This window comes from Pedobacter sp. JCM 36344 (assembly GCF_046546555.1).
GTDB lineage: Bacteria > Bacteroidota > Bacteroidia > Sphingobacteriales > Sphingobacteriaceae > Pedobacter.
Window position 1 is genome coordinate 191,080 of record NZ_JBKHKK010000009.1, and the last position, 12,796, is coordinate 203,875.

A 12,796-nucleotide genomic window follows, 5' to 3' on the forward strand; every position below is an offset into this window, starting at 1 on the left:
CTACACCATCCACACCAGATCAACATTTAATCCCAGGTGAGCCGACTTTTCGTTGTCCAAGTCCTAATAAAACGCCAAATTGAGGGTAGAAATTCAAGTTTCTTACCAGTTTGAGTAATTGCCCCCCTCATCGTCATTTCTTAATGGTCTCCTTTCGCAAGCTGAACAAGTTCTATAAACAAAATGATCGTCTGTCTGGCAAATACGCACTTTTTATCCGGCGACAACCAGCAGAATAAAAATAAATAGTTGTACAGAAAAAAAGAATGTATTACATTTAACCCGAGAGCGTTAATTTAAACGGTGGATTTTAGTCTTTAGAGATTATGCCCCCGTTTTTTTAAACTACTACATTACTTCCATCCCGGATTCTGACCTAAAGCAGGATTCTTCTGAAGATCAGCCTGAGGGATTGGGTAGTAATACATTTTATCATCCCATTTACGTGCTATTTCATTCATCCAGATTAATTCACCAGATGTTCCGTTCTTCAATTGTTGAGAATTTTTCGTCGTACCTAAAGTTGCAGACACATCCACATAGGTCAGCCCCGCCAGGGCAGGTGTAGGTTTTGCACCCTGGTAGAAGGCAACATCAAGTATGCCATCTTCATTGAGATCTAATGGAGTATTCAGTGCAGGAACATAGAAACCATTCCATTCCTGGCCCATTAATGGTCCTCTTTTCCATCTTAAAATATCGCTGAAACGATGACCTTCTAAACTCAACTCAATACCTCTTTCTCTTCTCACTTCCAGGATAGTTGCATCGGTAATGCCCGGGAAGTAATTCGCAATCAAATATGGGTCTGCGATAATGGGTTTAACAGATATGCCTCCGGTAATTCCTGCTCTGGATCTCAACACGCCGATTGTAGCTGCCCATTCCTGATCAGTTAAGGTTCCGAGTTCTGCTTTGGCTTCCGCATAATTCAATAGCACTTCAGCGTAGCGGAACAATGCGACAGAATTGATGTTCAAAGCTCCAGCATCATAATACATGTCGTCTAACGTCCATTTTATAGGCTGATAACCCGTAAATGTGTAAGAAAACACCGGTGGCGCAGGAACCTGTACGCCATTATTAATTCTTTTATAGTCGCCTGAGCGTATCGTTTGCTTCAATCTCAAGTCCCTGTTTTTTACTTCATCTTTAAATAGTATAGTTTTATATGCAGGGTCATTAGTGAATGGAGTACCATCAATTTTTAAATAAGTATTGATAAAAGTTCTGGTAAAACTAGCCTTTGCACCGTAGGTTCCACTGGTCCACCACCAGTTTGCATCATTTAACACATTAAGGGTTAAATCACTTACAGCAGCTTGTAGAACTTCTGCAGCTACAGGAGCTGTACTTGTAAATATTTGACGATAAGAATTGCCCGCTCCACCAGTCATATTAATAGAATAACCACCTTTATCCATAATTTCTTTGGAAGCAGCAGCTGCATTAATTAACCAACTATTTGCGCTGGCCTGTAAGTTCAGTTCCGTATGATACTTCCTGTAAGTACCTTCAAAAAGGCAAATTCTTGATTTATAAGCGTAGGCGACATACTTGGTGATCGTAGTCCGCGTAGGATCATTAGTAGCTTTAATATTTGCACAAGCAAAATCGATGTCAGCCAATACAGAATCCATTACCAGCTCACGTTTGTCCCTACCGGCATACAGGTTCGGATCATTGATGTTTTGCGGTTTCCCAATCCATGGTACGTCCCCAAATCTTTTCACCTTTTCCATATAGAAGTATGCCCTGAAATACCTTGCTATACCCAAATAATTATTTCTGATGGCTGCGGGAACGCTTTGATCGTTACAATTCTCTATAAAATAATTTATATTTCTTAAATCAGTCCAGGTCCATCCCGAGCTTAAATTAGCTGCAAATGCTCCCGGTTGCAAAAATGTAGGCACAGACCTGATCGCCAGGTAGTCAGACATCTCATCCCCGGTTGTAGCGTTTTTAGGAAGAAAACCCATTCCGTAAAATGAATTTGTATACAACTTCAATCCACTTTCGCTACCGAATACCACCGCTTTAGATGCCGTAGATTCAGGTTCTTGATCCAGTTTTTTACAGGCTGTAAAACCGATGCAGCTTAGCAGGATCCATATATATTGTTTTTTCATGATTGTTGATTTTGTAGGTTTAAAATTTAGAAACCAATGCTTAGTCCCAACGAATAGCTTTTAAGCAAGGGGTAGTTGTAACCATCACCGTTTGTTGGATTGTTATTTAAGTCTCTGTCAGCCGGCACCGCGTTTTCTACGTCAATTGTTTTCACAATTTTATATAGCGGTGAGTAAGTAAACAGGTTTTCTCCGGAGAAAAATACTTTTGCATTTCTTGCACCAATTTTGCTGACTAACCTAGCCGGAAGGTTGTATCCAATTTGAATGTTTTTCATTCTTACATAAGCAACATTTTGCAGGTATTTAGTCTGTGCAACCCCCAGTTCTCTATTGGTACTGCTCGAAGCAGCACGCGACATTGTTCTGGGAAAATAAGCATTGGTATTGTCAGGTGTCCACATGTTACCCACCTGAAATGTTGGAATGTTGTTGTAGGGTCTGTTGTATTGTCCCCAGAACATCTCCGTTTCTGTACTTGGATACCATTGCTGTTTTGCAACACCCTGGAAGAAAGTGGAGAAAAAGAAGTTGTTCCAGTCTGCACCCAGGTTGACGCTGTACAAATACCTTGGAGCAGCGTTACCAATGATTTTTCTGTCGCCTGAATTCAACACAGAGTTGTTCCCGACATTAATGAAACCATCGCCATTGAGATCCCGGAGCTTTATATCTCCTGGGTACCAGATGTTAGTAGGAGAGGCCCTCATCTGCGGACTTTGTTTTGCATGAGAATCAATATCTGCCTGATCAATAAAGAAACCTTCTGTCTCATATCCCCAGATCTCACCGATTACCTGACCAACATAATAATCAGAAAGCAATTTATCGGGATTGTTGTATCTCGTGATCTTTGATTTATTGTCGGCAAGCGTTAACCTAATAGTATACTTAACCGGTTTACTCGAGTTGCCAATCATATCGTTCCATGAGAGCGAAGCTTCCCATCCATTGGTACGCAAATCTGCGTAATTGCCCTTTGGAACGGTGTTTCCGAAGACAGCTGGAGCCGTTAATCCAACGGTGAACATATCAGTTGTGTTGCGCACATAGGCATCTGCTGATAGGGTAAGGCGATTGCTAAGCATCCCTAAATCCAGACCAATGTTTGTTGTTGTAGAAGTTTCCCAGGTAATTCCATCCGGTAATACATCCGGCTGTCTGGTAGTTTGAGGTCTGGTTCCACTAAGTATACCTGGCGCCTGACTAATATTGAACAGCTCTTGATACACATAGGAGTTAATGTTTCCGTTTCCTAGAGATCCGTAGGATGCTCTTATTTTTAGGTCAGATATGAGATCGTTAGATACCTTCCAGAAAGGTTCCTGATTGATTCTCCAGCCTGCAGAAACAGAGGGGAAGAAACCGTAACGTTGATTTGACGGGAATTTTGAGGAGCCATCATAACGTGCGTTCACCTCTACCAGATAGCGATCTTTAAATGAATAGTTTAAGCGGGAGAAACCGCCCATAATTGCCCACTGCTCGTAGCCTCCACCCGTTGTGATGGCTTGGCCAAGAGCTAGGTTTAAGTCTTTTGCATCTTCAAAAATGATCCCATTTCTTTGCACCGCTAACCTGTTATAAGTGGATTGTTCAAAGTTATAACCGGCCATCAGTTTCACGTAATGACTTTCTTTGAAAGTATGCTCATACTCAGCAAACACGTTCGTAGCAATATATTGTGTTACTCTTTTGTCAAATGTAAGATCGTTAGTCGTTGTGCCTACGCTGGCAAGCTGACCTCTTCCAGTGCTATAGGGTACCTGAACACGCTTAGTGTCTGTGTCATTATTTGTATTTCTAAACGTTAGATCAGCATTTACGCGAAATTTGTTCTCAAAAAAACTAGATCTTAAGCCGGTAATGTTTCTGAAGACTTGTCGTTTTGTGTCAATACCATTCTTACCATAGTAGAAATCTCCAACGGTATAGGCACTGGTAAAAGTTAATGATCCATCTGGATTTAACATCGGCACCGTAGGATGGCCTTCATCAGCAATGTTCCTCCAAATACCACCACCTTCACCAACATTAATTGGATTGTGATATTTCATAACGGAGAAATCGGCATTGTTCTCCACGCTCAACCATGGAAATACTTGAACTGTTCCTCTGGCACGAAGATTCTTCATATCATAATCATCGGAGTTGTACTTGAATAAACCATCTTGATTAAGCAGCCGGCCTGACAGTAGGAAAGAGGACTTATCGCCACCACCACTAATAGAAAGGTTGTTTTCAACTGCCGCTGTGTTCTTTTTATACAGCTCGCCATACCAGTCTGTACTTCCATAATAGGTATATTCCCCTGTGGTAGGATTAACTTCAACCTGATTGTAAGGCTGTCCGGATTCTACTCTTCTTTTAAACTCATCAAGATAAGCCTGAGAGAACTTCTGTGTCTTATTGGCATTTTGAGGAAATGCACCATCACCGTTTACGAATGCTTCTGCGAACATCTTCGACCATAGATAGCCATCTGTAACGAAGTCAGGTGTTTGCAAGGGACTTTTCAGTGCATAATTTGTAGAGAACGATACGCTTGTGCGTCCTTTTTCCGCTTTTTTTGTGGTGATCAGGACCACTCCAAATGCTCCCCGGGCACCATAAATTGCTGCTGATGCTGCATCCTTTAAGATGGATACAGATTCAACATCATTGGGGTTTAATAAAGAGGGATCTCCTTCAAAACCATCGATCAAGATCAGTGCACTACCACCTTGTCCGATTGAAGTTGTACCCCGGATGTTATAGGTAGGTGATTGCGTTGGTTTACCATCCAGCATTTTAATGTTTAAATTGGGCATCACTCCCTGAAGTCCCTGGGTCAAGTTAGGAATTGGACGGTTTTGCAAGGCATCACTTCTAACCTGATCGACTGCACCAGTCAGGTTTGCCTTTTTTTGAACACCATAGCCTACTACCACAGTTTCATTCAGCGTCTTAGCATCAGCTTCCAGCTTTATGTCGATGATTGTCTTGTTGTCTGCCGTTACCTCTCTGGTCAAAAATCCAATGAAGGAAAATACGATAGTGGCCTTTTCATCTACATTTTGAAGTGTATATTTTCCATTAGGGTTTGTTACAGCTTGTACTTTTGCACCTTTTATACTCACATTTACGCCGGGTAAGGGCTTATTTTCGTTATCATTTACAGTACCCGTTATTGTCTTAGATTGCCCATAGCCGGTAAAACAAGCAAATAGCAACGACAACAATAGGAAGGCCTTAATAAATCTTGTAGTTTTCTCAATTTTCATACGCTTCTCAATTTGATCGCAAAAGTATAGGAGGCATGTTAGGTAAGGGATAAGCCTATTCAAACGCTACGTTAAGTTGGACAGCTTTTTCCTGATGATGTTAATAGTATCGTTACATAACTTTGTTGAAAGGGTAATGATTTGGTAACGCTGTATTGAGGTCCCATATTCTTTCATTTCCATTAATAAGTTGGTAAATTTATCGAATGAAAGATTTTTTTAAGGACTTATTCGAATACAATCATCACTGCAATCAACAACTTGGCAGTATTTTTAAGGAAAGCCCAGGAAAAACATCTGAAAAGTCAATAAAGGTTTACTGTCATATACTTAATGCGCAGCGAATTTGGAACAATAGAATTGATCCCGGGCGATCAACCTCCAGCGTGTGGGAAATTCACCCCATGCAAGACTTGAAGAACATTGACCTAATGAACTATAAACATTCATTGCTTATAATTGACAATTTTGACCTCAACGATACCATCAGCTACGCCAATACAAAAGGCCAGACTTTTAGTAACTCCCTCAAAGACATGCTTTTTCACGCAATTAACCACTCTACTTATCACAGGGCACAAATCGCTACTGAATTTAAGCAAAACGGACTTGAGCCTTTAGCTACGGACTACATTTTCTATAAAAGATAATAAATAAATAATGATATATTTGATTTGAAGTATAACGTGTAAAAACTCTCACTATGGGTGAAATTGCTAAACCGTCACCCTCGTATGTCCGATATCTCCAGAATGGCGGAGAGATGGGGGCATTGATCCGTTCCTTTGATTGGTCAAAGACATCACTTGGCCACCCCGACATCTGGTCTCAAAACCTCCTTACCACGTTAGGTATTATCCTTCAATCAAGAGTCCCCATGTTCTTGTTCTGGGGGCCTGAATCGATCCAGTTCTACAATGACGCTTATCGGCCAAGTTTGGGAAACCAGGCGAAACACCCCAAAGCATTAGGGCAATCTGGTAAAGATTGCTGGCCGGAGATATGGGCGGTAATAAGGCCCTATATTGATCAGGTCATGGGGGGAGGGGAAGCCATTTGGCAGGAAGATTTACTGCTGCCAATTTACAGAAATGGGAGAATGGAAGATGTTTATTGGACTTTTAGCTACAGTCAGGTGATAGATGTAGATGGAGAAATTGGCGGGGTATTGGTAACCTGTTTTGAAAGTACAGGTAAGGTTGAGGCACACCGAAGCCTTAATCAAACCTTGGGTAGACTAGCTGAAAGCGAAGCCAAGATGAACCACCTGATTACACAAGCACCTGTTGCAATCGCTGTGCTTAAAAGTAGGGAACTCCTCATAGATACCGCAAATAATAGACTTTTACAGTTTTTGGGGAAAACAGAAGCTATTATAGGCAAGCCATTAGCTATTGCGTTGCCCGAACTGGAAGAACAATCCTTTTTGCAGATATTGGACGAAGTTTTTATTTCTGGTAAATCGTACGCTAGTTCCGAAGTATTCGCTTTGCTTGAAAATAATGGTGTTTTAACAGAATATTATTTCGATTTGATCTACCAACCAATCCAATACGAGCAGGGTAGAACGGACAGTATTCTCGTTGTGGCAACAGATATAACCGAACAAGTAAAGGCAAGGCATACCATAGAGCAAAGTTCCCTTCAATTCCGTCAACTAGCGGATTCCATTACACAGATGGTATGGGTAACTGATGAAAAGGGAATGCACGAATATTACAACCAAAGATGGTATGATTTTACAGGATCAGATTTAGAAACTACTAAAGGTGAAGGCTGGAACCAAATGTTTCACCCGGATGACAGGGAACGTGCCTGGGGACTATGGAATCATTCTTTGAAAACAGGGGAAGCATATGAAATTGAATATCGCTTAAAAAACTACAAGGGAGAATACGTTTGGGTGCTTGGCAGGGCGGCTCCCTTCTATGATACAGAGGGCAGAATCACTAAATGGTTCGGTACATGTACCGATATTCATGACCAAAAATTATTGCTTGAACAAAAAGACGATTTTATCAGTATTGCCAGTCATGAACTAAAGACGCCCCTTACTAGTCTGAAGGCCGTGATGCAACTCATTAACAGGATGAAGGACAAATCTCTGACACCTCTGTTATCTAATTTAATTGATCGGGCCAGCAATAGTACAGATAAAATTTATAAGCTGGTTGAAGACCTGCTGGATGCAAGCAAATTAAATCACGGAGTTCTTGCCTTAAATAAAACTTTATTTATCCTATCTGACCTGATTGCTGATTGCGTTAATCATTTAATTATCGACGACAATTATTCCATCGAAACTATTGGAGCAATCGATCTTGAAGTTTGTGCTGATGCAGAACGGATACATCAGGTCATTACCAATTTTGTAAGCAATGCTGTCAAATATGCTCCTGATTCAAAAGAGATTGTCATTAATATTGAAAGGATAGATGCCGGTGCAAAAATATCTGTGATAGACAAAGGACCGGGAATTGCACAGTACAAGACTGCTCAACTATTTGACCGTTATTACCGTGTAGATCCCACTATTAGCCAAAAATCCGGTTTGGGACTTGGCCTTTACATTTGCTCAGAGATCATAAAGAAACACGGAGGAAAGATAGGCGTGGAAAGCGAGGTTGGGAAGGGCTCGATCTTTTGGTTTACCCTACCATATTAGTATTAGATGATGACTTTTTTTCACAACCTTTTATATACTTATAGGATAGTGCCAACAGCGGTAGCATTTCTGATCTTATTATCATTTCAAATTCCAGACAAATCCAAAACGCGGATTGTAATGAAGCCGAACCGGGGCGTTATTATTACGACAGAAATTCAAAAGGCAATTGATTCTTGCGCTGCCAAAGGTGCAGGGATAGTGATATTTCCAGCTGGAATTTACCTATGCGGAGGAATAGAACTCAAAAGTAACGTAACACTCCAATTAAACAAAGGCGCAGTTCTTCAAGGAAGTGCCAAGTATACCGACTATAAAAACGATGCATTCATTTATGGCAAAGAGGTGTCAAATATCTCTATACAGGGAGAAGGAATGATCGACGGAGTAGATTGTGTCAATCCTACAGGAGAAGAGGGCTTTAGGGGCCCGCATTGTATCCGTCTTGTAGGATGCAAAAACATCAATTTTACTGGAATAACTATTCAAAACTCCGCCAATTGGGCGATCAACTGTAGATACTGTTCTTTTGGTACGGTTAAAAATGTGACTATACTCGGCGGCCATGATGGACTTCATACGCGATTCTGCGACAATTTTACGGTAACTGGCTGCGACTTTAAAACGGGGGATGATGCTTTTGCAGGAAATGATAACCGGGATTTTATGATATCGGATTGCAAGGTGAATACTTCCTGTAACGGATTCAGGATGGGCTGTTTAAATTTTACTGTTCTGAGAACCAAAATTTATGGTCCGGGTAAGTATATTCATAAAATTCAAAAGCGGAGTAACATGCTTTCTGCATTTGTGCATTTTGCACCAAAAGATGACAACTCAACCATCAAAAGTGGAAACTGGCTGATCAAAGATGTAGTAATTGAAAATGTAGATCGGGTGTACAATTACAATTATGAAGATGGCCTTTGGCAAACTGGCCAGCCAGTTACCAATGTAAAGTTCGAAAACGTTAACGCAACCGGTATTTTGAGCGCTTTTTATATCATCGGAGATGCGAAGCGTAGCTTCAGCCTGGATGTCAAAAATTCCTCTTTCGCTTTCCGCAACGGCGTTGTATATGATTCCTTTGGATTTGAAGGTGCGAAAATTCTCTCTCATGACTTATTCTTTGCGAAGAATTTTAATGAAATAAGACTTAAAAAAGTAGTTCTGGACAAGAAAAATACCCAGCCATTGAATTTAAATTCAGGCAATTCAGTAGTTATGGACAAAGTCTCATTTATAACTGGCCAAACCTCGAGTCCATACAAATTCGAGAAGGTTTTAGTGCTGCGTATCCGCTAGGTCGATAAGCAAAAACTTTGGCTTTAATTTAATGCCCCAGATCAAATTACCTGGGGCTTATAAATAAATTTGTTATTCCCTAAACCAACTTCTAAAATTCTTTGTCGACTAATTTCAGCATGGCCATTAATCCCGCTTTAACCGTAACTGAAGTAGATTGGGTTACATTTTTGTACTTTGTAAGGAAGCTTCCCGGAGACATGCCGCCAACTTTTGTACCCGGGGTTTGAAAATTGGCTGCAACATAGCGCAGCAGCTCCGCTTTAATACCAGGTTCAATAATGTTTGCATTAACCATCAGCTTGATCAGATAAGCAAGGCAGTCCACACTAAAATTAAACCTAAGCTTATAGTCTACCAGAGCTTGCGGCACCGGGATAGGGGCCGCTATTGGAACGACTATGGGCATTGCTTTTTTAATAGCGATTTTCAGGCATACCATTTCGGTATCAAAAAAAGCGATCAAACGATCATAGATTGCAGTATCCTGGCGTAAATACTTTGGTTTTTTTGGCGTTGGTTGTACCTTCCTAAGGTGACCATGTACGCGGACTAAAAAGCTTAGTTGATCATGGAGGTCTTTTATCCTCCCCATATCTGCTCTATATTCTTTTTTCAAAAACTCGATGAACTGCTCCGTATTGTAATGAACCTGATATAAAAACGAACGTAATGACTCTCTTACGTTCGTAGCGCTTGTGTGAGATAACACAATAAGGAGATTCAACTGAAGGTCGCCTAAATAATTCAGCCGCTCATAAGTCCCGGTCTTTTTGCCAATAAGCTCTTGTGCGCCTTGCAAAACGATTACCTGTAGTTCAGGTTCTACTGCCTGTTCTTTTAACTTTTCTTTTATCTTGATAAGGTCAGCTTTAATGATATCAATCCTTAATCGAAAATGAATTTGGTTCATTCTGAGTGATAAATCAGCATAAGGCCCATAATCATTGATGATTGTAAGGAGTGTATATTCAACACAATGAATTGCAAGGATTTTTAGTGCCAGCATCTCATCGCTAAGGTCTGTGTATTTGTCGATCGCGTTCAAAAGATACGTGCACTCCGTTTGCATTTGCTGGAGTTGTTTCTTGACCAGAGATTTGTGAAAAATACTCTGGATAAAGAAGTTTATCTGCTCTTCCAGTTCCTTCTTAATATCTGGGAGTACCTTAGTCCAGGTTTCTATTTCCTGAACGGTCATTTTATAGTTTGGGTTCATTTTTTCTACAATCAGCGTTTTAAGTGTAGAGGTGGTGTGCGTTTTCATAGGGGTTGGATTAGGCCTAAATAAGTAGTATCAGATGCTTTTTTTCTGTTATAAGAAGTTACTGCGATATAGACGTGCAATGGTTTTCCGATTAGCACTGGTTCTAAAGCGAAGAGGTATTTTTTCTCCGTGCGATTAACATTTCCAATAAATCCGTCCGTCATCATTAGTTCTTCATTATAGAATGCAACCATGACCTGATCGTTGAAATGTGTTGAAGGACCTGAATTATCCTCCCATTGAATATTTATGAGGTGATCTTCTACATAAGTTACTGAGACATTGCCTAAGCCTCGTAAAGAGCCCGAGCTGATCTGCATTTTGGAATAATCAATTTCGAGCTCAGGCATCAGACCTGTAAAGACGGTTTTATAGACGGCAGAAAATGCTGCGGCTACTGCAGTCTTACCAATAGCCAGACTATTAAATCCGACTATCAAATAATCATGGAAAGGTATAAGCCATGCGTTTACATAAACGAATTTTTGATTGTTCGCCAGTTGGGCAGGACTTCGTTTTGGGTTTTTGACCTTAATCGGTCTTTTTTTGAGATAGGGAATGCCCAACCAAGTGGACCCTACCAGGTTTCCGAGCTTTCCGCTTATTGGGCCGAAGATACCCTGTTTAAGTTTTGCCATTGCAAATCTGTTTATTTAGATGAAATATTCTGGTTGATATGAAGTTTGTACTGAAGCTTTTCGAATACCGCTCAGTTATGTGCTTTAAGGCTGTTTGCTAGGGGCCACGCGCAAGCAGACACGAAGCAGACACGAAGGAGACACGAAGCCAGGACCTAGGAGAGGCAACTAGTAATAAACTGCTGAAGCTGTTCTTAAGGGCCTGAAATAGGGAAATGCTGATTATATATAGTACCATGATTAGGAGCAGCATTGTTTAATTGCTGAAACGAACCTACAATGTGGATTTTAGAGAAAAGAGGGTTTTGCACTTAACCTGAGGGGAGTGTACAGATAAAATGATAAGTGTTTACGTAAGCTGGTAACTGCACACTTAAGGATTTAAGTGCGCACTTAACTAAATAAATGGTGATTGGTACCACTTTCTTTCAAAAGCTTTGATTTTATTGCGGAACGTTTGTCTATTATTGCGGATATGTGGAGGTTCCTTCGCTCTAACCAAAATAAATCAATGCAAATTTCAATGTTGAACCCGAACGGGTCAAATGTACACCGAATCACTTTTTTATACAGATTTATCCTGGCAGTTGTTGCCGCCCACCTTATTACAACGGGGGGAGAATTCCAAAGCTTCACAGAGTTGGTCAAACTCCGGGGATATCCGATCGCCATGCTTTCCAGTTTAGCCATCGCAATGATCGTAATAGAGCAGGTACATTACAGTACCCTGAAATTGCAAAAGCGGTTTCCGGTTTACGACCTGGCCTACCGTAAACTCAGTTGGCAGCTCCTTACTTGCTTGCTGCTGCCCTTTCTTACGATTTTCGGACTCGCTACTATTTATTACGCGGTTCATGGATTTTTTATTTTAGATACGATGTGGATGACTAACCATAGCTGGCAGGTTGTTTTGATGTTGCTTGTCCTAAATCTGGTTTTCAGTTTTCCACAAGCAGGCAGTGCGCCACATTTTACGGTTCCTGAGCCTAAAGCTTTAACCCAACCGGAAGCACGCTGCCTCATGTATGTGTTGCCTAGTAATGGGGTCACTAAAGTGTATTATGATGATGGAACTCACAACGTAGATAATCGGTCGTTGGAGGATATTTTCAAGCTGCTTGATACGAAGTCGTATATTCTCAATCCTAAAAGAAGTATTGTGAGGGTGGATAACATAAAAAAAATTTACAAGTTCCCTAATGGTGGACTAAAGCTCGAATTGTTCTGTCCTGCAGGTACTTTGGTATCTGTGAGCAAAAGGCAAAGCCCTGCTTATGCGTGTTTTTTTTAATACGCCCGCCAGAAAGTTTGATAAAGTCAAAAACTTTTCTAACTTTGCAGTCCCAACAAAAAGGGAGTTACCGAACGGAGTTTGTTAACGATTAAAAAACAAGATTGAAACGCTGAATTACAGCGAAGATATATAAAGGATAGCCGTGAGGTTTTATTCGATAAGTTCATTAAAGAGATGTCATTTATAAACGTAGCGAGGTAAGAAAGTACTGATTCAAAGTACATGAAAACCA

General features: G+C 40.7%; 8 protein-coding genes. 4 read left to right on the forward strand and 4 right to left on the reverse strand.

The genetic code is table 11. The annotated features are described in order from the left end of the window. Nucleotides 1-353 precede the first annotated feature (353 nt). A complete protein-coding gene (locus ACHFIZ_RS10930) occupies nucleotides 354-2,132 on the reverse strand; it encodes a RagB/SusD family nutrient uptake outer membrane protein (RefSeq protein WP_410885723.1) in 1,779 nt (592 codons plus the stop codon). A 26-nt stretch (nucleotides 2,133-2,158) separates the two neighbouring features. After that, nucleotides 2,159-5,395 (reverse strand): SusC/RagA family TonB-linked outer membrane protein, encoded by a 3,237-nt coding sequence (locus ACHFIZ_RS10935; protein WP_410885725.1) that lies wholly within the window; start codon nucleotides 5,393-5,395, stop codon nucleotides 2,159-2,161. Between the two features lie 206 nt (nucleotides 5,396-5,601). On the opposite strand from ACHFIZ_RS10935, the gene ACHFIZ_RS10940 reads away from it, so the two are divergent. The 3 genes from ACHFIZ_RS10940 to ACHFIZ_RS10950 all read left to right on the forward strand — a co-directional run bounded on the left by ACHFIZ_RS10940 (nucleotide 5,602) and on the right by ACHFIZ_RS10950 (nucleotide 9,365). Beyond that, entirely contained in the window at nucleotides 5,602-6,045 is a 444-nt protein-coding gene (locus ACHFIZ_RS10940) for a DinB family protein (protein WP_410885727.1), read from the forward strand. 53 nt (nucleotides 6,046-6,098) lie between these two features. Next, nucleotides 6,099-8,060, forward strand: a complete 1,962-nt coding sequence (locus tag ACHFIZ_RS10945) for an ATP-binding protein (RefSeq protein WP_410885729.1) — start codon at nucleotides 6,099-6,101, stop codon at nucleotides 8,058-8,060. Between the two features lie 120 nt (nucleotides 8,061-8,180). Beyond that, nucleotides 8,181-9,365: a glycoside hydrolase family 28 protein gene (locus ACHFIZ_RS10950; protein ID WP_410885731.1), complete on the forward strand. Its 1,185-nt coding sequence runs from the start codon at nucleotides 8,181-8,183 to the stop codon at nucleotides 9,363-9,365. A 91-nt stretch (nucleotides 9,366-9,456) separates the two neighbouring features. Here ACHFIZ_RS10950 and ACHFIZ_RS10955 read toward each other — a convergent pair whose 3' ends face one another. After that, complete coding sequence (locus tag ACHFIZ_RS10955) at nucleotides 9,457-10,632, reverse strand: hypothetical protein (RefSeq protein ID WP_410885732.1); 1,176 nt, start codon at nucleotides 10,630-10,632, stop codon at nucleotides 9,457-9,459. After that, on the reverse strand, nucleotides 10,629-11,270 hold the full coding sequence (locus tag ACHFIZ_RS10960; protein ID WP_410885734.1) for a DUF6266 family protein: 642 nt from the start codon (nucleotides 11,268-11,270) through the stop codon (nucleotides 10,629-10,631). The genes ACHFIZ_RS10955 and ACHFIZ_RS10960 overlap by 4 nt, the downstream gene beginning before the upstream one ends. A 511-nt stretch (nucleotides 11,271-11,781) precedes the next feature. On the opposite strand from ACHFIZ_RS10960, the gene ACHFIZ_RS10965 reads away from it, so the two are divergent. After that, nucleotides 11,782-12,561 carry a hypothetical protein gene (locus ACHFIZ_RS10965; RefSeq protein ID WP_410885736.1) on the forward strand — a complete coding sequence of 260 codons (780 nt, stop codon included), beginning with the start codon at nucleotides 11,782-11,784 and terminating at the stop codon, nucleotides 12,559-12,561. Nucleotides 12,562-12,796 lie beyond the last annotated feature (235 nt).

Bases quoted from the DNA above. Each gene is read 5' to 3' on its own strand.
- ACHFIZ_RS10955 (WP_410885732.1), bottom strand. From the start codon at position 10,632: ATGAAAACGCACACCACCTCTACACTTAAAACGCTGATTGTAGAAAAA.
- ACHFIZ_RS10940 (WP_410885727.1), top strand. From the start codon at position 5,602: ATGAAAGATTTTTTTAAGGACTTATTCGAATACAATCATCACTGCAAT.
- ACHFIZ_RS10945 (WP_410885729.1), top strand. From the start codon at position 6,099: ATGGGTGAAATTGCTAAACCGTCACCCTCGTATGTCCGATATCTCCAG.
- ACHFIZ_RS10965 (WP_410885736.1), top strand. From the start codon at position 11,782: ATGCAAATTTCAATGTTGAACCCGAACGGGTCAAATGTACACCGAATC.
- ACHFIZ_RS10930 (WP_410885723.1), bottom strand. From the start codon at position 2,132: ATGAAAAAACAATATATATGGATCCTGCTAAGCTGCATCGGTTTTACA.
- ACHFIZ_RS10960 (WP_410885734.1), bottom strand. From the start codon at position 11,270: ATGGCAAAACTTAAACAGGGTATCTTCGGCCCAATAAGCGGAAAGCTC.
- ACHFIZ_RS10950 (WP_410885731.1), top strand. From the start codon at position 8,181: ATGAAGCCGAACCGGGGCGTTATTATTACGACAGAAATTCAAAAGGCA.
- ACHFIZ_RS10935 (WP_410885725.1), bottom strand. From the start codon at position 5,395: ATGAAAATTGAGAAAACTACAAGATTTATTAAGGCCTTCCTATTGTTG.